General features: G+C 58.4%; 18 protein-coding genes. 13 read left to right on the top strand and 5 right to left on the bottom strand.

Annotated features, from left to right (window positions below; genetic code table 11):
* Positions 1 to 55 precede the first annotated feature (55 nt).
* Together ORL50_RS15095 and ORL50_RS15100 are read right to left on the bottom strand one after the other, a co-directional pair.
* Positions 56 to 706, bottom strand: coding sequence for an HAD family hydrolase (locus tag ORL50_RS15095; protein WP_266016247.1), 651 nt, complete (start codon positions 704 to 706; stop codon positions 56 to 58).
* 27 nt (positions 707 to 733) lie between these two features.
* Positions 734 to 1,279: a gamma carbonic anhydrase family protein gene (locus tag ORL50_RS15100; RefSeq protein WP_266016248.1), complete on the bottom strand. Its 546-nt coding sequence runs from the start codon at positions 1,277 to 1,279 to the stop codon at positions 734 to 736.
* Positions 1,280 to 1,341: 62 nt separating this feature from the next.
* Here ORL50_RS15100 and prlC point away from each other — a divergent pair, with 62 nt between their 5' ends.
* The 3 genes from prlC to ORL50_RS15115 all read left to right on the top strand — a co-directional run bounded on the left by prlC (position 1,342) and on the right by ORL50_RS15115 (position 5,856).
* Entirely contained in the window at positions 1,342 to 3,420 is a 2,079-nt protein-coding gene (prlC, locus tag ORL50_RS15105) for an oligopeptidase A (RefSeq protein ID WP_266016249.1), read from the top strand.
* Positions 3,417 to 3,698: a YheV family putative zinc ribbon protein gene (locus ORL50_RS15110; protein WP_266016250.1), complete on the top strand. Its 282-nt coding sequence runs from the start codon at positions 3,417 to 3,419 to the stop codon at positions 3,696 to 3,698. The genes prlC and ORL50_RS15110 overlap by 4 nt, the downstream gene beginning before the upstream one ends.
* A gap of 118 nt (positions 3,699 to 3,816) precedes the next feature.
* Positions 3,817 to 5,856, top strand: a complete 2,040-nt coding sequence (locus tag ORL50_RS15115; protein ID WP_266016251.1) for a M3 family metallopeptidase — start codon at positions 3,817 to 3,819, stop codon at positions 5,854 to 5,856.
* Between the two features lie 177 nt (positions 5,857 to 6,033).
* On the opposite strand, the gene ORL50_RS15120 is transcribed toward ORL50_RS15115, so the two are convergent.
* Positions 6,034 to 6,339, bottom strand: coding sequence for a hypothetical protein (locus tag ORL50_RS15120; RefSeq protein ID WP_266016252.1), 306 nt, complete (start codon positions 6,337 to 6,339; stop codon positions 6,034 to 6,036).
* A 188-nt stretch (positions 6,340 to 6,527) separates the two neighbouring features.
* On the opposite strand from ORL50_RS15120, the gene ORL50_RS15125 reads away from it, so the two are divergent.
* From ORL50_RS15125 to ORL50_RS15135, 3 genes are all read left to right on the top strand, one after another.
* Entirely contained in the window at positions 6,528 to 7,586 is a 1,059-nt protein-coding gene (locus ORL50_RS15125; protein WP_266016253.1) for a PA0069 family radical SAM protein, read from the top strand.
* A gap of 243 nt (positions 7,587 to 7,829) precedes the next feature.
* Positions 7,830 to 8,561 carry a carbonic anhydrase gene (locus ORL50_RS15130; RefSeq protein ID WP_266016254.1) on the top strand — a complete coding sequence of 244 codons (732 nt, stop codon included), beginning with the start codon at positions 7,830 to 7,832 and terminating at the stop codon, positions 8,559 to 8,561.
* 89 nt (positions 8,562 to 8,650) lie between these two features.
* Entirely contained in the window at positions 8,651 to 10,177 is a 1,527-nt protein-coding gene (locus ORL50_RS15135; RefSeq protein ID WP_266016255.1) for a SulP family inorganic anion transporter, read from the top strand.
* Positions 10,178 to 10,288: 111 nt separating this feature from the next.
* On the opposite strand, the gene ORL50_RS15140 is transcribed toward ORL50_RS15135, so the two are convergent.
* On the bottom strand, positions 10,289 to 10,939 hold the full coding sequence (locus tag ORL50_RS15140; protein WP_266016256.1) for a hypothetical protein: 651 nt from the start codon (positions 10,937 to 10,939) through the stop codon (positions 10,289 to 10,291).
* Positions 10,940 to 11,307: 368 nt separating this feature from the next.
* On the opposite strand from ORL50_RS15140, the gene coxB reads away from it, so the two are divergent.
* From coxB to ORL50_RS15165, 5 genes are all read left to right on the top strand, one after another.
* On the top strand, positions 11,308 to 12,435 hold the full coding sequence (gene coxB, locus ORL50_RS15145) for a cytochrome c oxidase subunit II (RefSeq protein WP_266016257.1): 1,128 nt from the start codon (positions 11,308 to 11,310) through the stop codon (positions 12,433 to 12,435).
* Positions 12,436 to 12,517: 82 nt separating this feature from the next.
* Complete coding sequence (gene ctaD / locus ORL50_RS15150; RefSeq protein ID WP_266016258.1) at positions 12,518 to 14,107, top strand: cytochrome c oxidase subunit I; 1,590 nt, start codon at positions 12,518 to 12,520, stop codon at positions 14,105 to 14,107.
* Complete coding sequence (locus ORL50_RS15155; RefSeq protein ID WP_266016259.1) at positions 14,104 to 14,241, top strand: hypothetical protein; 138 nt, start codon at positions 14,104 to 14,106, stop codon at positions 14,239 to 14,241. The genes ctaD and ORL50_RS15155 overlap by 4 nt, the downstream gene beginning before the upstream one ends.
* Positions 14,234 to 14,785 (top strand): cytochrome c oxidase assembly protein, encoded by a 552-nt coding sequence (locus ORL50_RS15160; protein WP_266016260.1) that lies wholly within the window; start codon positions 14,234 to 14,236, stop codon positions 14,783 to 14,785. Before ORL50_RS15155 ends, ORL50_RS15160 begins: the two co-directional genes overlap by 8 nt.
* 25 nt (positions 14,786 to 14,810) lie before the next feature.
* On the top strand, positions 14,811 to 15,698 hold the full coding sequence (locus ORL50_RS15165) for a cytochrome c oxidase subunit 3 (protein WP_266016261.1): 888 nt from the start codon (positions 14,811 to 14,813) through the stop codon (positions 15,696 to 15,698).
* Between the two features lie 4 nt (positions 15,699 to 15,702).
* Here ORL50_RS15165 and ORL50_RS15170 read toward each other — a convergent pair whose 3' ends face one another.
* Positions 15,703 to 15,906, bottom strand: coding sequence for a twin transmembrane helix small protein (locus tag ORL50_RS15170; protein WP_266016262.1), 204 nt, complete (start codon positions 15,904 to 15,906; stop codon positions 15,703 to 15,705).
* Positions 15,907 to 15,976: 70 nt separating this feature from the next.
* On the opposite strand from ORL50_RS15170, the gene ORL50_RS15175 reads away from it, so the two are divergent.
* Positions 15,977 to 16,717: an SURF1 family protein gene (locus ORL50_RS15175; protein WP_266016263.1), complete on the top strand. Its 741-nt coding sequence runs from the start codon at positions 15,977 to 15,979 to the stop codon at positions 16,715 to 16,717.
* On the top strand, positions 16,683 to 17,276 hold the full coding sequence (locus ORL50_RS15180; protein WP_266016264.1) for a PA_0111/PP_0108 family redox-active disulfide protein: 594 nt from the start codon (positions 16,683 to 16,685) through the stop codon (positions 17,274 to 17,276). The genes ORL50_RS15175 and ORL50_RS15180 overlap by 35 nt, the downstream gene beginning before the upstream one ends.
* Position 17,277 lies beyond the last annotated feature (1 nt).

A 17,277-nucleotide genomic window follows, 5' to 3' on the forward strand; every position in this document is an offset into this window, starting at 1 on the left:
GCTTGGCTTGCCTTGGCAGCTGTGGGAGCAAGGCTTGCCCGCGATGACTTAGTCACTAACGCCTCAAAAACGCCTTATGCAGCTCATCCAGCGTTTCAAAATGATAGGCCGGGGTTTCTGCGCTCAACTCTTCCCGACTGCCAAAACCATACCCCACCGCAGCCGCATCCAGCCCGTTACTGCGCGCGCCGATGAGGTCGTGCTTGCGATCGCCGATCATCAGCGTGGTCGTCGGGTCCAGCCCTTCTTCGGCCAACAGGTGAGCAATCAGCTCAACCTTATTGGTGCGGGTGCCGTCCAGTTCGCTGCCGTAAATCACCTTGAAATGCTTGGCGAAATCGAAGTGGCGGGCGATTTCCCGGGCGAAAACCCAGGGCTTGGAGGTCGCGATATATAGCTGGCGGCCCTGCCCGCCCAGGGTTTCCAGCATGGGCGCGACACCGTCGAAGACCCGGTTCTCATATAGCCCGGTGACCTTGAAACGTTCGCGGTAAAAGTTGACCGCTTCCCAGGCTTTAGGCTCATCGAAGTCGTAGAACTGCATGAACGCCTGTAACAGCGGCGGACCGATGAAGTGTTCAAGCTTGCTCAGGTCGGGCTCGTCGATCCCCAACTTGCCCAACGCAAACTGAATCGAACGGGTGATACCCTCGCGCGGGTCGGTCAAAGTGCCATCAAGGTCAAACAAGACGTTCTGGTAATGCATATCAAATCCTGAATTGAGGGTGTCCGATCAGAGCTGGTCGTAGCCTTCAGCCAAGTGCAGATCCTTGAGCTTCACGTAGTTCGCCGCGCTGTAGGTAAAAAAAGCGCGCTCCTTGTCCGTCAGCTCACGGACCTGTTTCACCGGGCTGCCCACATAGAGAAAGCCGCTCTCCAGGCGTTTTCCCGGCGGCACCAGGCTGCCGGCACCGATGATCACATCGTCGGCCACCACTGCACCGTCCATTACGATACTGCCCATGCCAATCAACACCCGGCTGCCCACGCTGCAACCGTGCAGCATGACTTTGTGCGCGATGGTCACGTCGTCGCCGATCAGCAACGGAAAGCCATCAGGATTGAACGGACCGGCATGGGTAATGTGCAGCACGCAGCCATCCTGGACACTCGTACGTGCACCAATGCGGATGCGGTGCATATCGCCCCGAATCACCGTCAGCGGCCAGACGGAACTGTCTTCGCCGATTTCGACGTCGCCGATGACCACCGCCGAACTGTCGACAAAAGCGCCCTTGCCCAGCAATGGCGCGTGGTTCTGATATTTGCGAAGCGTCACGATAGGCTCTCTCTCTGTAGCTGATAGCTGCGGTCGGCGTCGATTGTAATTAAGATGGGGCAATGTTTCTTCCAGCCAAGGTGCCAACCGTGAGCGTGAACAACCCTCTTTTGCAGTCCTATGACCTGCCGCCGTTCTCCGCGATCCGTGCCGAGCACGTGCAACCGGCCATCGAACAGATACTCGCGGATAACCGCGCAGCCATTATCGAGATCCTCAAGACCCAGGGCAAACAACCGACCTGGGCCGGCCTGGTATTGGCGATGGACGAACTGAACGACCGCCTGGGCGCCGCCTGGAGCCCGGTCAGCCATTTGAATGCCGTGTGCAACAGCGCTGAATTGCGCGAAGCTTACGAATCCTGCCTGCCAGCCCTTAGCGCCTATTCCACCGAGATGGGCCAGAATCGCGAGCTGTTCCAGGCCTTCGAAGCCTTGGCCAACAGCCCGGAAGCTGCCGGATTCGACGTTGCACAGAAAACTATCCTGGAACACTCCCTGCGCGACTTCCGCCTGTCGGGTATCGATCTGCCGGAAGCCGAGCAGAAGCGTTACGCCGATGTGCAGAGCAAGTTATCGGAGCTGGGTAGCCGCTTCTCCAATCAATTGCTCGATGCCACGCAGGCGTGGACCAAGCACGTTACCGATGAGGCCAACCTTGCTGGCCTGACCGATTCCGCCAAGGCGCAAATGGCTGCTGCTGCCCAGGCCAAAGGGCTGGATGGGTGGCTGATCTCCCTGGAATTCCCGAGTTACTACGCGGTAATGACGTATGCCCATGACCGCGCCCTGCGCGAAGAAGTCTACGCCGCCTACTGCACCCGTGCGTCGGACCAGGGGCCAAATGCCGGGCAGAACGATAACGGCCCGGTGATGGAAGAAATTCTCGACCTGCGCCAGGAGCTCGCCAAACTGCTGGGCTTCGCCAGCTTTTCGGAGTTGAGCCTGGCCACCAAGATGGCCGAGTCCAGCGACCAGGTCATCAGCTTCCTGCGCGACCTTGCCAAACGCAGCAAGCCGTTCGCAGCCCAAGACCTCGAACAGCTCAAGGCCTACGCCGCCGAGCAAGGCTGCCCGGACCTGCAAAGCTGGGACAGTGGTTTCTACGGGGAAAAACTGCGCGAACAGCGTTACAGCGTTGCCCAGGAAACACTGCGTGCCTATTTCCCGATCGACAAGGTACTCAGCGGCCTGTTCGCCATTGTTCAGCGTCTGTACGGCATCGAGATCGCCGAGCAGAAAGGCTTCGACACCTGGCACCCGGATGTCCGTCTGTTCGAGATCAAGGAAAATGGTCAGCACGTGGGCCGATTCTTCTTCGACCTGTACGCCCGCGCCAACAAGCGCGGCGGCGCCTGGATGGACGGCGCTCGCGATCGTCGCCGCACTGCTGAAGGTTTGCTGCAGAACCCGGTGGCCAACCTGGTGTGCAACTTCACCCCAGCCGACAGCGGCAAGCCGGCGCTGTTGACCCACGATGAAGTGACCACGCTGTTCCACGAATTCGGTCACGGCCTGCACCACCTGCTCACCCGTGTGGAACACGCAGGCGTATCCGGCATCAACGGCGTAGCCTGGGATGCGGTCGAACTGCCTAGCCAGTTCATGGAAAACTGGTGCTGGGAACCAGAAGGTCTGGCGCTGATTTCCGGTCACTACGAAACCGGCGAACCGCTGCCTCAGGACCTGCTGGAAAAAATGCTCGCAGCGAAAAACTTCCAGTCCGGGCTGATGATGGTCCGCCAACTCGAATTCTCGCTGTTCGACTTCGAACTCCACGCCACCCACGGCGATGGCCGCAGCGTGCTGCAAGTGCTCGAAGGCGTGCGTGACGAGGTTTCGGTAATGCGCCCACCGGCCTACAACCGTTTCCCCAACAGCTTCGCGCACATCTTTGCCGGCGGGTATGCGGCGGGTTACTACAGCTACAAATGGGCAGAAGTGTTGTCCGCAGACGCGTTCTCGAAGTTTGAAGAAGACGGCGTCCTCAATGAACAAACCGGTCGCGCCTTTCGCGAAGCGATCCTGGCTCGCGGCGGCTCTCAGGAGCCGATGGTGCTGTTCGTCGACTTCCGTGGCCGTGCGCCATCGATTGACGCACTCTTGCGCCACAGCGGCCTGAGTGAGGACGCGGCAGCATGAGCGAGGGGCCTGTGATTACCAAAAGACGCTTTATTGCCGGAGCAGTTTGTCCGGCATGCAGCGAGCCGGATAAGTTGATGATGTGGAGCGAAAACGACGTTCCGCATCGGGAATGTGTGGCCTGCGGTTATGCCGACACACTCAATGAACAAGGCTTGTCGGTGCCCAAGGAATTGGGCACTCGGGTGAATACTTCAGCACTGAAGGTCGCGGACGCGAAAGTTCAGGCTGTGCAGTTTTTCCCCAACCCGAAACTAAAGAAAAAAGCTGACGAATAACACTGAGTAAGTACCACCTTCCGCTGCTCGACCGGGTGGAAGGTGGTATCTATTTACCACCCTTCTCCTGCGCTTCGTCCTTAGGCTGAACCCTTCAGCCCAACTCAAGGAAGAAGCCATGTTTGATACCAATCCACTACTGCAACGCGGGAACCTGCCGCCGTGGACGGACATCCGTGCCGAGCACCTGGCTCCCGCCATCGACTCCCTGATTGCCGATAACCGCCAAGCCATAGCCGAAATTATCGCCAGTCAATCAGCGACCCCGAACTGGGACGATCTCGTACCCGCCGTGGACGAAATAAATGCGCGCCTGGACGAGGCCATGAGCATCATCCAGATTCTCTCATTGGTGAAGCAAGAGGATGAGGCTTGGGAGGAGGAGAGCGAAAAATGCAGCGATGCCGTTGCGCAGTACATGCCTGAAACATTGGCTAATCACGCCCTGTTCAGCGCTTATCAACGACTGGCAGAGAGTCCGCCTGCGCTGAATTATGATGAGCCGCGCAAAGCAGTTTTGAACAAGATTTTGCGCAGGTTTCGCTTGGCCGGCATAGGTTTGCCCAACGAACAACGACAGTTACTCGCCCGCCTGAACCGGAATATCGATGTGCTGCGGAACCTGTTTCTGAGCAATCTGGACAGTGCCAGTGCAGCCTGGAGCAAACGCGTCGACGATGTCACCCAACTGCGTGGTTTGTCTGCGGCGACACTGGAGCGCCTGGCGCTCAACGCGCGACAGGCGGGGCACGAAGGTTGGCTGATGCGTCTGGATCAGGACACCTGGAGCCGAGTGATGGCGTATGCCGAAGATCGATCGCTACGCGAAGAATACTTTATCGCTTACTTCACGCGAGCCTCTGATCAAGGTCCTCATGCCGGTCAGTTCGATAATGGTCCGGTGCTGGAGTTGTTGTTGTCTCTGCGTCACCAGAAAGCCAGGTTGCTGGGATTTGAGAACTTCGCGCAACTCAGCCTCGCAACGGAGATGGCCGAATCCACTGCGCAAGTCACAGGCTTCCTGCGGCAGCAAATCATGCTGACGACGCCGGCCATTGAAAAGGATGCCGATGAGTTGAACGCGTTTGCTCTCGAGCGCGGCCTGACAGAGGTCCAACCGTGGGATCTTGAGTTTCTCTGCGAACAATTACGCCAGCGAAAAATCGGTGGGGCGCTGAAGAACCTTCGGGCGTATTTTCCGCTGGATGGGACATTGCAGCGACTCTGCCTGTTCAGCGAGCACATGTTTGGCATCCAGATCGTCGAACAGAAGGTCTTCAGTCGCTGGCATCACAGCGTGCGACTGTTTCAAGTCTGCGAACATGGCTCGGTGATTGGGTATATTTACCTCGACCCTTTTCATCGGGATGAAGCGCCGGACTATGCCTGGACGGCTACGCCAAGCAATCGGCGGTTAGACGCTGAAGGTCGATTGACACTGCCGATCGCTGTGCTTTATGGCAACTTCACACCTGGGAATGCCGGTACTCCTTGCCTTCTGGCCCAGAAGGACTTGCGCGTTTTATTCCACGAGTTCGGCCATTGCCTGCAGCACGTATTGACCCGCTCGCCTCACCATCACCTGTCCGGTATTACCCAACTGGGACGCGATACGGCGGAGTTCACCGGACAATTGTTCGAGCTTTGGTGCTTATCAAGAGATTTTCTACTGTGGTTGGCCGCTCACCATCACACAGGTGAGCGCCTGACCGAAGAGCGCGTCGACGCAGCTCTGGCAGCCATTCACACCCAAACCAGTCGGCAAACTGCTGAGCTGTTAATGGCAGCACTGTTCGACTTCGAATTGCACAGGAGCCAAGGTGATGGGCGCAGTGTCGAGCAAATCTTCGACGCCGTGCAGGGCGAGATTCCCCAAATGCAACTGCCGTCCTACTGTCGGTTCGCCAACAGCTTCGACTACATGGTGACGGGGTACGCGGCTTCGGTTTACGCCTATAAATGGTCGGGCGTACTGGCGACGGAGGTATTTGAACGGTTTCAGAAAGATTGGGTGTTCAACCCGCAAACAGGAAGGGAATTTCGCGAAGCGTTTTTTTCACCGGGTGATTCGCGCTCGCTGCTGGTCGCCTTGGAAGAGTTCCTCGGACAGCCGCTCCCGGACAGTTTTTTCAACACGCCAGTGACGCCTCCCAACTAAACGGATGCTCCCTGGCAAACATCTGCACCACCTTCCCCCTGAATGTGGGAGGGTGGTATTCACTTATAAAAAAACCATTAAAAACTTTCAAATAAAAAAAGGCGCTAAACTACCGCGCCAAAGTCAGGGAATCGCTAGATACTATTGGAGGACAGTAACAAGATCATAATTCTTATATCAGGGATTAACGATTTTTGAGTACGCTTTAGCCAATGCCAGTAAAACCGCCTTGTCCTGCGGGTCGATAGTACCGTTACCGTCATAGTCGTTGAGAACCGGGTCCATCGAGAAAGTTAAACCGCCATCATTCGACACCGCCTCGCGGCAGGTGGAGTCCAGCAATGAACAGACTGCCTCACGCCTGACCGGATCATAACCCTCTTCTTTCAATGCAAATTGCATCGAAACTCGCACTTCGTTGGGATTTATGGCAGATGGCCTTAGCAGCTGGAGAAATATACCGCGCTGGTTGTAGCAAGACATTATTAAATCCTTTTAATAAGTTAGAAGTGTGCACTTCAGTGCACGAAAGAATACTGACAGAAGGGATAAATACGCCAGTCGCCAAGTATTTCTCAACATGACCTGAACGAGATACTCCGCCGAACGGCACTGTTCGATTACACCGAAGCCGTATACTGTATGCACATACAGCTAAAGAGGCCTTTCCGATGGCTACCCCACTCCCACCCCGTGGCCGCGGCACTGCCACCAACCCGCACAATCGATTCGCGCCGAATCGATCGGTAGCCGAGGACGACGGTTGGTATCAGGAAGTGCCGCTCACCCAAGGCACGGAAGTACGCTTCGAAACTGCGAAGACCATCATCACTCGCAACAACTCGCCAGACCTTCCATTCGACCGTTCGATCAACCCTTATCGCGGCTGTGAGCACGGTTGCATCTACTGTTATGCCCGGCCCAGCCATGCCTATTGGGACATGTCGCCCGGGCTCGATTTCGAAACCCGGCTGATCGCCAAGACCAATGCCGCCGACGTGCTGGAAGAACAGCTATCCAAACGCGGCTACCAATGCGCGCCAATCAACCTGGGCTCCAACACGGACCCTTACCAGCCGATCGAACGCGAACACAGGATCACCCGTAAAACCCTGGAAGTGCTGCTGCGCTACCGACATCCGGTCACCATCATCACCAAGGGCTCGCTGATTCTTCGCGATCTTGATCTGCTGACCGAGCTCGCCGAACAAAGACTGGTGGCGGTCATGATCAGCCTGACCACCCTGGACGATGAGCTCAAGCGCATCCTCGAGCCCCGGGCCGCAGCGCCAAAAGCCCGGCTGCGAGCGATCCGGGTGATGCGTGAGGCCGGAATTCCGGTGGGAGTGCTGTGTTCGCCAATGATTCCGATGATCAACGACAGCGAACTTGAGAGCCTGCTCACCGAGGCGCAGGCAGCTGGCGCCCAGAGTGCCGCATACATGATGTTGCGCCTGCCTCTGGAAGTGGCACCGCTGTTCGAAGAATGGCTGGCCGCTCACTATCCTCAACGAGCTGCGCATGTGCTGAGCCTGATCCGCCAAAGCCGCGGTGGCGAGCTGTACGACAGCCGATTCGGCGCACGAATGCGCGGTGAGGGGCCCTTCGCCGACTTGCTTGCCCAGCGCTTCGCCAAAACCATCAAGCGCCTGGGGCTGAATCGTCGGGAGGGGTTTGATCTGGACTGCAATGCCTTCTGTCCACCGGGTCGCCAAATGTCGCTGATTTGAAGACAATAGGCCTATGGTTGAGATGTTGGAACAGCACTTGGCCACTAGCCCAGTCACGTTTTTTGTGACCTGGAACACAGGTTCTAGAGCGGTTGATTCAGTTTGAGTTAAGTTTCGCGGGCTACCTTGTTCATCGAGTGACTGACGGGTCGAGATTTTTTGGCCTGGATGTTTTCAACAGCCACTGGCTTCATATCGGATACAGCGGGAAAATTCCCTGACTCCGCCCAAGAGGATGAATTCATGAGTGACAAGGATAAACAGCCGCTGGCTGCGTCGGCTTCCGCCCAACCAGAGGCGGAGTCGGCCGATGCAGCGCTGCAGCATATCGTTGACGGCTTCTTGCATTTTCATCACGACGTCTTCCCCCAGCAGGAAGAACTGTTCAAGAAACTCGCGACGGCACAAAGTCCCCGGGCGATGTTCATCGCCTGCGCCGATTCTCGCATCGTTCCTGAATTGATCACCCAGAGCGCACCAGGCGACCTGTTCGTCACCCGTAACGTCGGCAACGTGGTGCCGCCTTATGGGCAAATGAACGGCGGTGTATCCACCGCAATCGAGTACGCGGTGTTGGCGCTCGGCGTGCAGCACATCATCATTTGCGGACACTCCGATTGCGGCGCCATGCGCGCAGTGCTGAACCCCGATAGCCTGGAAAAAATGCCAACGGTCAAAGCCTGGCTGCGCCACGCAGAAGTGGCCAAGACCATGGTTCATGAAAACTGCAACTGCGCCGATGAAAACGAAAGCATGCACGTCCTCACCGAAGAGAACGTGATCGCGCAGCTCCAGCACCTGCGCACGCATCCTTCGGTGGCTTCGCGCATGGCCAACGGTCATCTCTTCATCCATGGCTGGGTCTACAACATCGAAACCAGCGAAATAAAAGCTTACGACGCGGACAAAGGTTGTTTCCTGCCATTGGATGGCAGCCATCCGATCCCGGTGGCGACGCCCAAAGCGCGCTTCTAACTCCTCCTAAACCCCTGTGTGACAAGACCAAGGCTGCTGAAAAAGCAGCCTGGCTTTGCCACGCCTGAAGAAATGTCGGGAGAATCAACATGCGTGCTGCGCAACTCAAAGCTGCACTGCCACGGGAGCTGCTCGCTTCTGTGGTCGTATTTCTGGTGGCCCTGCCCTTGTGCATGGGCATCGCCATCGCTTCCGGCCTGCCACCGGCGAAGGGCCTGATCACCGGGATCATCGGCGGGCTGGTAGTAGGCTGGCTCGCCGGGTCGCCCTTGCAAGTCAGTGGTCCTGCGGCCGGGCTCGCGGTACTCGTGTTCGAACTGGTGCGCCAGCACGGCATCGCCATGCTCGGGCCGATCCTGCTGCTGGCGGGATTCCTGCAACTGGTGGCCGGTCGGCTGAAACTGGGCTGCTGGTTTCGGGTGACGGCACCAGCAGTGGTCTACGGCATGCTCGCCGGTATTGGCGTGCTGATCGTGTTATCACAGGTCCACGTGATGCTCGACGCGGTGCCTAAACCCTCCGGCCTGGATAACCTCGCCGCCTTCCCTGCTGCAGTTGCACAAGCCTTGCCCTCGGTTGGCTGGCAGGCTGGCTTGCTGGGACTGGGAACAATTGCAGTGATGTGGTTGTGGGAAAAGTTTCGTCCACATTCGTTGCGCTTCATTCCCGGCGCCCTTTTGGGTGTAGGTCTGGCGACCGGCGCGAGTCTGCTGATGGCCCTGCAGGTGAAACGAGTGGAGGTTCCCGCCAACCTTGCAGAAGCGATCGACTGGCTGAAGCCTGCGGACTTGCTGAACCTGGCCGACCCGACGGTGCTGATCGCCGCCTTTGCCGTGGCATTCATCGCCAGCGCCGAAACCTTGCTCTCCGCTGCAGCAGTCGACCGCATGCACAGCGGGCCGCGTTCCGACTTTGATCGGGAGCTGTCGGCCCAAGGTGTCGGCAACATGCTGTGCGGCCTGCTGGGCGCGCTGCCAATGACCGGTGTGATCGTGCGCAGCTCTGCCAACGTGCAAGCGGGCGCGACCACTCGACTGTCGACGGTGTTTCACGGGCTGTGGTTGCTGGCGTTCGTGTTGTTGCTTTCAAGTGTATTGCAGAGTATTCCGATAGCGAGCCTGGCGGGTGTTCTGGTCTACACCGGGTTCAAGCTAGTGGACATCAAGGCGTTTCGCGGTCTGGGGCGTTACGGCAGGATGCCGATGTTCACCTATGCGGCGACCGCACTGGCGATCGTCTTCACCGATTTGCTGACGGGTGTGTTGATCGGCTTCGGCCTGACACTGGCGAAGCTGGCATGGAAGGCTTCGCGCCTGAAGATCAGCCTGATCGATCTGCCTGCCGATGGCGAGATGGAGTTGCGCTTGAGCGGCGCTGCGACCTTTCTCAAGGTACCGGCGCTGACGCAGGTGCTGGGCACCATTCCCCCAGGCGCGACCGTGCACGTGCCGCTCAACAACCTGAGCTACATCGATCACTCGTGCCTGGAGCTGCTTGAAGAATGGGGACGGGCCAATGCGGCGAAGGGTTCGAAGCTGCTGATCGAAGCGCGTGGGCTCAAGCGCAGACTGGAAGGACGTTTACGTACCACTAGCGGTGTCGGATCCAGCGCATAGCCCTGTAGGAGCCCGATTGCTCGCGAAGGCGGCGCATCAGTCAACGATACTGTTGAATGACACATCGCAATCGCGGGCAACCCTTGCTCCCACGGGCGGCAGGTCAAGCCATCAAGCCGCTGGTTGATCCAGGTCCAGGCCCAACCCCAGCCGGCGCGACATGCAAGGCCAGCGCTTCCAGAAGTCCCCAGTATCCGGGCTGCTGAGTTTCTCACGATAGGCATCAACCGACTCCAGCGCAAAACTCTGGTCGTCGAGCAGTTCGTCGAGCGCGTGATGCACCGCCTCATCCAGCTGGTTGGCAAACTCTTCACCGATCAACTGATGGGCAATCAGGTTGGCAACAGTCATGTCCAATGGGATCAAGGGCTGGCCGAGATGCTTGATATACAGGTCGTTGACCTCTTCGACAAAGCGATGTGCCAGATAGGCTTCATCCAGCAGGCTGTCGAGCCCGATGTGGCCGGCCATGATGGCGGGCGGCTGGAGGAAATACTGCTCGGCAATTTTCAACACCGGTTTGATCTGCGACTCGATACCCGCTTCCTGCGCCACTGCGTTGGCTGCGTCCAGCAGGTCAGGCACCTCGTCGATGTAGGCGCAGACAAAACGTGTCAGCACACCTTTGGCATCCGTCTCCGGCAGCTGGATGGAGGGGTGTAGATGTGGCAGTTTGCTTTCCAGCTGACGAGTCAGCAGGCCAGTTTCGGCTTCGTGCTGTTGGGCTTTTTGGATCTGCTCGCGCAATGCGGCGGTGTTCATGAAAACTCCAGGGAACAAGGCAAAGAAATAGGGAAGACATAACTTAGCTGGCGTAGGAAAAATCCTCAGACGCATTTGTCATAATTATTTCACTCTTAAGACATCAAAGTTATATCCATTTGCCACCACTCGTCTGCATCCTTCTCCATTCGTGCCCTTGAGCGCAAGTGCGCTCTGTCTCGGTTGTTTTACGCCATCGCATTGCGAGGTCCCAGTCGGTGTCTATACTCGGGTTGGAATGGAGTTAGCTGATGACGCCCGACTGCACACGCAGCAAGGCCCGGCAATCAAGTTCGTAGTCTGAAAAGCCGCTCCCTTGCCACTGGTGAAAGCCGGCGGGATAACAAGAACGATAAGGGGAACCCGCAATGATGCGACATCCACACGTCTGGATGGGCCTCCTGTTGTGGTCGATTTTCAGTCAGGCGCAAGCGGCCTGGACTGTGAATATGGCGCCTGGAGCGACTGAAATCAGTCACGCAGTATTTGACCTGCACATGACCATATTCTGGATCTGTGTAGTGATCGGCATCATCGTCTTCGGCGCCATGTTCTGGTCGATGATTCTCCACCGCCGCTCGACCGGGCAGGTGGCCGCGAAATTTCATGAAAGTACGACCGTAGAAATCCTTTGGACCATCGTGCCCTTCCTTATCCTGGTGGCCATGGCGGTTCCCGCGACTGCAACCCTGATCAAGATGTACGACGCCAGTGAGCCGGATATCGATATCCAGGTCACGGGCTATCAGTGGAAGTGGCACTACAAATACCTGGGTCAGGACGTCGAGTTCTTCAGCAACCTGGCCACCCCCGCCGAGCAGATCCACAACAAGGAAGCCAAGGGCGAGCACTACTTGCTCGAAGTCGACAAGCCTCTGGTGCTGCCGATTGGTGCCAAGGTGCGTTTCCTGGTGACCTCCGCCGACGTGATCCACTCCTGGTGGGTACCCGCCTTTGCGGTCAAGCGCGATGCGATTCCGGGGTTCGTCAATGAAGCCTGGACCCGCATCGACAAACCCGGCATCTACCGCGGTCAGTGCGCCGAGCTGTGCGGCAAAGACCATGGCTTCATGCCGATCGTAGTCGAGGTCAAGGAAAAGGCCGATTACGAAAAATGGTTGGGCGAACGCAAGGCTGAAGCGGCGCAACTCAAAGAGCTGACGAGCAAGGAATGGACCCTCGAAGAACTCGTAGAGCGCGGTGACAAGGTCTACCACACCACTTGCGTGGCCTGTCACCAGGCTGAAGGCCAGGGTCTGCCGCCGATGTTCCCGGCTCTCAAGGGCTCGAAAATCGCAACCGGGCCGAAAGACGCACACTTGGGCATTGTCTTCCACGGCAAACCCGGCACTGCCATGGCGGCGTTCGGCAAACAGCTGTCGGAAGTCGACATTGCAGCGGTGGTGACTTACGAACGTAACGCCTGGGGCAACAACAAAGGCGACATGGTCACTCCTAAAGAAGTGCTGGAGCTGAAACAGGCGGAAAGCAAATGACCCGGTCTATTGCGTACCCAAGGAACCGGTCGGGGCAACGTGCCTCGGCCTGCCTAGCCCATTCGTTCTCGGGAGTACGGCCATGAGCGCTGTAATCGATGACCACGGTCATGCCGCTGACCATGCCCACGGCCCCGCCAAAGGCCTGATGCGCTGGGTGCTGACCACCAACCACAAGGACATCGGCACGCTGTACCTGTGGTTCGCGTTTTCCATGTTCCTGCTCGGTGGTTCGTTCGCGATGGTGATTCGCGCCGAACTGTTCCAACCGGGCCTGCAGATCGTCCAGCCGGAGTTCTTCAACCAGATGACCACCATGCACGGCTTGGTGATGGTCTTCGGGGCGGTGATGCCGGCGTTCGTCGGCCTCGCCAACTGGATGATCCCGCTGATGATCGGCGCGCCGGACATGGCTCTGCCGCGGATGAACAACTTCAGCTTCTGGCTGTTGCCGGCCGCATTCATTCTGCTGGTATCGACCCTGTTCACCCCCGGTGGCGGGCCCAACTTCGGCTGGACGTTCTACGCCCCGCTGTCGACAACCTATGCACCGGAAAGCGTGACGTTCTTCATTTTCGCCATCCACCTGATGGGGATCAGTTCGATCATGGGCGCGATCAACGTGATCGCCACCATCCTCAACCTGCGCGCCCCTGGCATGACGTTGATGAAAATGCCGCTGTTCGTCTGGACCTGGCTGATCACCGCTTTCCTGCTGATTGCGGTGATGCCGGTACTGGCCGGGTGCGTGACGATGATGCTGATGGACATCCACTTCGGCACCAGCTTCTTCAGTGCTGCCGGCGGCGGTGACCCGGTTTTGTTCCAGCATGTGTTCTGGTTCTTCGGACACCCTGAGGTATACATCATGATCCTGCCGGCCTTCGGCGCCGTCAGCTCGATCATCCCGACCTTCTCGCGCAAGCCGCTGTTCGGCTACACCTCGATGGTCTACGCCACGGCGAGCATCGCGTTCCTGTCGTTCATCGTCTGGGCGCACCACATGTTCGTGGTCGGCATTCCGCTGGTAGGCGAGTTGTTCTTCATGTACGCCACGCTGCTGATCGCGGTGCCGACGGGGGTGAAGGTGTTCAACTGGGCCAGCACCATGTGGCAAGGCTCGCTGACCTTCGAGACGCCGATGCTGTTCGCCGTAGCGTTCGTGATCCTGTTCTCTATCGGCGGCTTCTCCGGCTTGATGCTGGCCATCGCTCCGGCGGACTTCCAGTACCAGGACACCTACTTCGTGGTCGCGCATTTCCACTACGTGCTGGTGCCAGGGGCGATCTTCGGGATCTTCGCTTCGGCCTACTACTGGCTGCCGAAATGGACCGGCCACATGTACGACGAAACCCTCGGCAAGCTGCACTTCTGGCTCTCGTTCATCGGCATGAACATGGCCTTCTTCCCGATGCACTTCGTGGGGCTGGCGGGCATGCCGCGGCGGATTCCGGACTACAACCTGCAGTTCGCCGACTTCAACATGGTGTCGTCTATTGGCGCATTCATGTTTGGCACCACGCAGCTGTTCTTCCTGTTCATCGTGATCAAAACCATTCGTGGCGGCCCGCCCGCACCGGCCAAACCGTGGGATGGCGCGGAGGGCCTGGAGTGGAGCATTCCATCACCGGCGCCGTATCACACCTTCACCACGCCGCCGGAAGTGAAATGAACGCTTTAGCTTTTGTGGGAGCGGGCTTGCTCGCGAAGAACGATGACGCGGTGTTCCTGTTAAACCGCAGCGCCTGCTTCGCGAGCAAGCCCGCTCCCACAGTGATCGGCGCCGAGGGCAGGGATCATGGCTGACTCGATTTCGATGAAAAAACTGGTCACCCGCCTGTTACTGGTGGTGGTGGCAATGTTCGTCTTCGGGTTTGCCCTGGTGCCGATCTACGACGTGATGTGCAAGGCGTTCGGTATCAATGGCAAAACGTCCGGACAGTATGAAGGTGAACAGACGGTCGACCTGTCGCGCCAGGTGCGGGTGCAGTTCCTGTCCACCAACTCCGCCGACATGTCCTGGGACTTTTATCCGAAGCACGATGAATTGACTGCCAACCCAGGCGCGGTGAACGAGATGATTTTCATCGCGCACAATCCGACTGATCGCCCAATGAGCGCCCAGGCCGTGCCGAGCATCGCGCCCAGCGCTGCAGCTGCGTACTTCCACAAGACCGAATGTTTCTGCTTCACCCAGCAAGTGCTGCAGCCCGGTCAACGGATCGAGATGCCGGTACGTTTCATCGTTGACCGTGACATGCCCAAGGATGTGAAGCACCTGACGCTGTCCTACACGCTGTTCGATATCACCGCCCGACATCCACCGGTAGCTGTAAACACTGGCGGCTGAGCGTGCCCGATAAGGAGAACAATAAATGGCAACTCATGAACACTATTACGTACCGGCCCAGAGCAAGTGGCCGATCATTGCCACGGTCGGCATGTTTGTCACCGTGTTCGGCCTGGCGACCTGGTTCAACGACCTGAAAGCAGCGCGACCGGAATCCCACGGCCCGCTGATCTTTTTCGTCGGCGGCCTGCTGGTGGCGTACATGCTGTTCGGCTGGTTCGGTACGGTAATCAAGGAAAGTCGCAGCGGCTTGTACAGCGCGCAGATGGACCGGTCGTTTCGCTGGGGCATGAGCTGGTTCATCTTTTCCGAAGTGATGTTCTTCATCGCCTTCTTCGGAGCGCTGTTCTATGTGCGGCAAGTCTCCGGGCCCGCGCTCGGCGGAGAAGGCGCCAAAGGCATAGCTCACATGCTCTGGCCCAACTTCGAATTTGTCTGGCCGTTGCTGAACAACCCTGACTCAAAACTCTTTCCACCACCCAAGGACGTCATCAGCCCATGGGGCCTGCCGTTGCTCAACACGGTGTTGTTGGTGAGCTCCAGCGTGACCGTGACCATCGCCCACCACGCCCTGAAAAAGGGCCATCGCGGCGCGCTGAAAATCTGGTTGGCGATCACCGTGCTACTGGGCTGTGCGTTTCTTGGCTTCCAGGCTGAAGAGTACATCCACGCTTACAAGGAACTGGGCCTGACCCTGGGTTCGGGCATCTACGGCGCGACGTTCTTCATGCTCACCGGGTTCCACGGCGCCCACGTCACCATGGGCACGATCATCCTTTTCGTGATGCTGATGCGGGTGATGCGCGGGCACTTCGACAACGAGCATCAGTTCGGCTTCGAGGCGGCGAGCTGGTATTGGCACTTCGTGGACGTGGTGTGGATCGGTTTGTTCGTCTTCGTTTACGTGCTTTGACGCTTCACCAAGGTGCGTGAGAAACCAACTGGCCGCTGAAGAAACCCCAGGCGATCAAGCCGACAGTGATGGCGGCCAGGGCTACACGAACACTCAAGGCAATGACGAGGCGATTCGAGTTGCTGTCGTCCTTGACCAGAAAAAACAGGCCGCTGAACAGGCTGACAACCGTGGCAATCAGCATCAGGACGATAGCTGCTTTGAGCATGGTGAGACTCCAGGGGAAATGCGATGCACTTGAGTATAGCTATCGCGACTACCGACTTTCTGGCGACGTCATGAAGCGCTTCCGGCCGGGTTTCGTGCCGACTTTGGTGGTAGCCCTGTTGCTGCCACTACTGGTCTCGCTCGGCTTCTGGCAACTGAGCCGCGGCGCCGAGAAAAGCGCGCTGCTGGACAGTTATGCCGAGCGACGGGTGGCGGAACCGATGTCCAGCACCGAACTGCCACACACAGCGGACCCGGCCTTCCGCCGAGTCGTGCTGCATGGCCAGTTCGACGCGGCGCACAGCCTGCTGCTGGATAACCGCCAACGCGGCGGCAAGGTTGGGGTCGAATTGCTGCAACCGTTTCAGGACCGAGCCAGCGGCCAGTGGCTGCTGGTCAATCGCGGCTGGCTGCCATGGCCGGACCGGCGCATCCCTGCGCAATTCGCCACGCCTGGCGAAGCGCTGACCCTTATCGCCTGGGTCTACGTATCTCCGGGCGCGACCTTCCAGCTCCACGCCGACCCCGCGACCGCCGCCTGGCCGCAACTGGTAACAGCGGTTGAACCGGCGAAGCTCTGGGCAGCACTCGAGCGCGATGGCTTCCCTTACGAATTACGTGCAGAACCCGGCCCCGGCATCTATCAGGCTGATTGGCCGGTGGTTGCCATGGGTCCGGAAAAACACATCGCTTATGCCGTGCAGTGGTTCGCCATGTCGATCGCCCTGCTCGGCCTGTATCTCTACCTCGGCTGGCACAACGCAAAGGAGAAACACCATGGGAGCGGCCATGAATCCACCCAGCATGTCTGAAGCGAAGTCGCCGGTGAGCCGGCGCAAGGGTCGTTTGCAGCTGCTGCTGATTTTGCTCGGGGTAATCGGCCCGATGATCCTTGCCACCGGCATGTACAAACTGCAGTTCTGGGTGCCAGAGGGACGCAGTTATCACGGCGAGCTCATCGGCAATGGCCAGACCCGTGCCGACCTTGGCGTGCAGGCGCAGGAGCAACGCTGGCAAATGCTGGTAACTGCGCCCAAAGACTGCTCGGTTGACTGCCAGCAACTGGTGTACCTGGCGCGCCAGGTGCAGATCGGCCTCTCTCGCGATGCGTCTCGGGCCACTCACGCCTTGGCCGCCGCGCAGCCGCTGAACAGCGAGTACGAAGCCAAGCTCGCCCGCGAATACCCACAGCTGCAACGTTATCCCATGGACTTGACCACGTTCAGCAAGACCACCGGTGACCAGGCCGTGCCGCAGCTATGGATCATCGACCCCCACGGCAACCTGGTGCTGCGCTACGACCCAACCGTCAAGGGCAAGGACCTGCTCAACGACCTGCGCCATTTGTTGAAACTGTCGAACATCGGATAAG

This window comes from Pseudomonas sp. RIT-562 (assembly GCF_026241895.1).
GTDB lineage: Bacteria > Pseudomonadota > Gammaproteobacteria > Pseudomonadales > Pseudomonadaceae > Aquipseudomonas > Aquipseudomonas mandelii_F.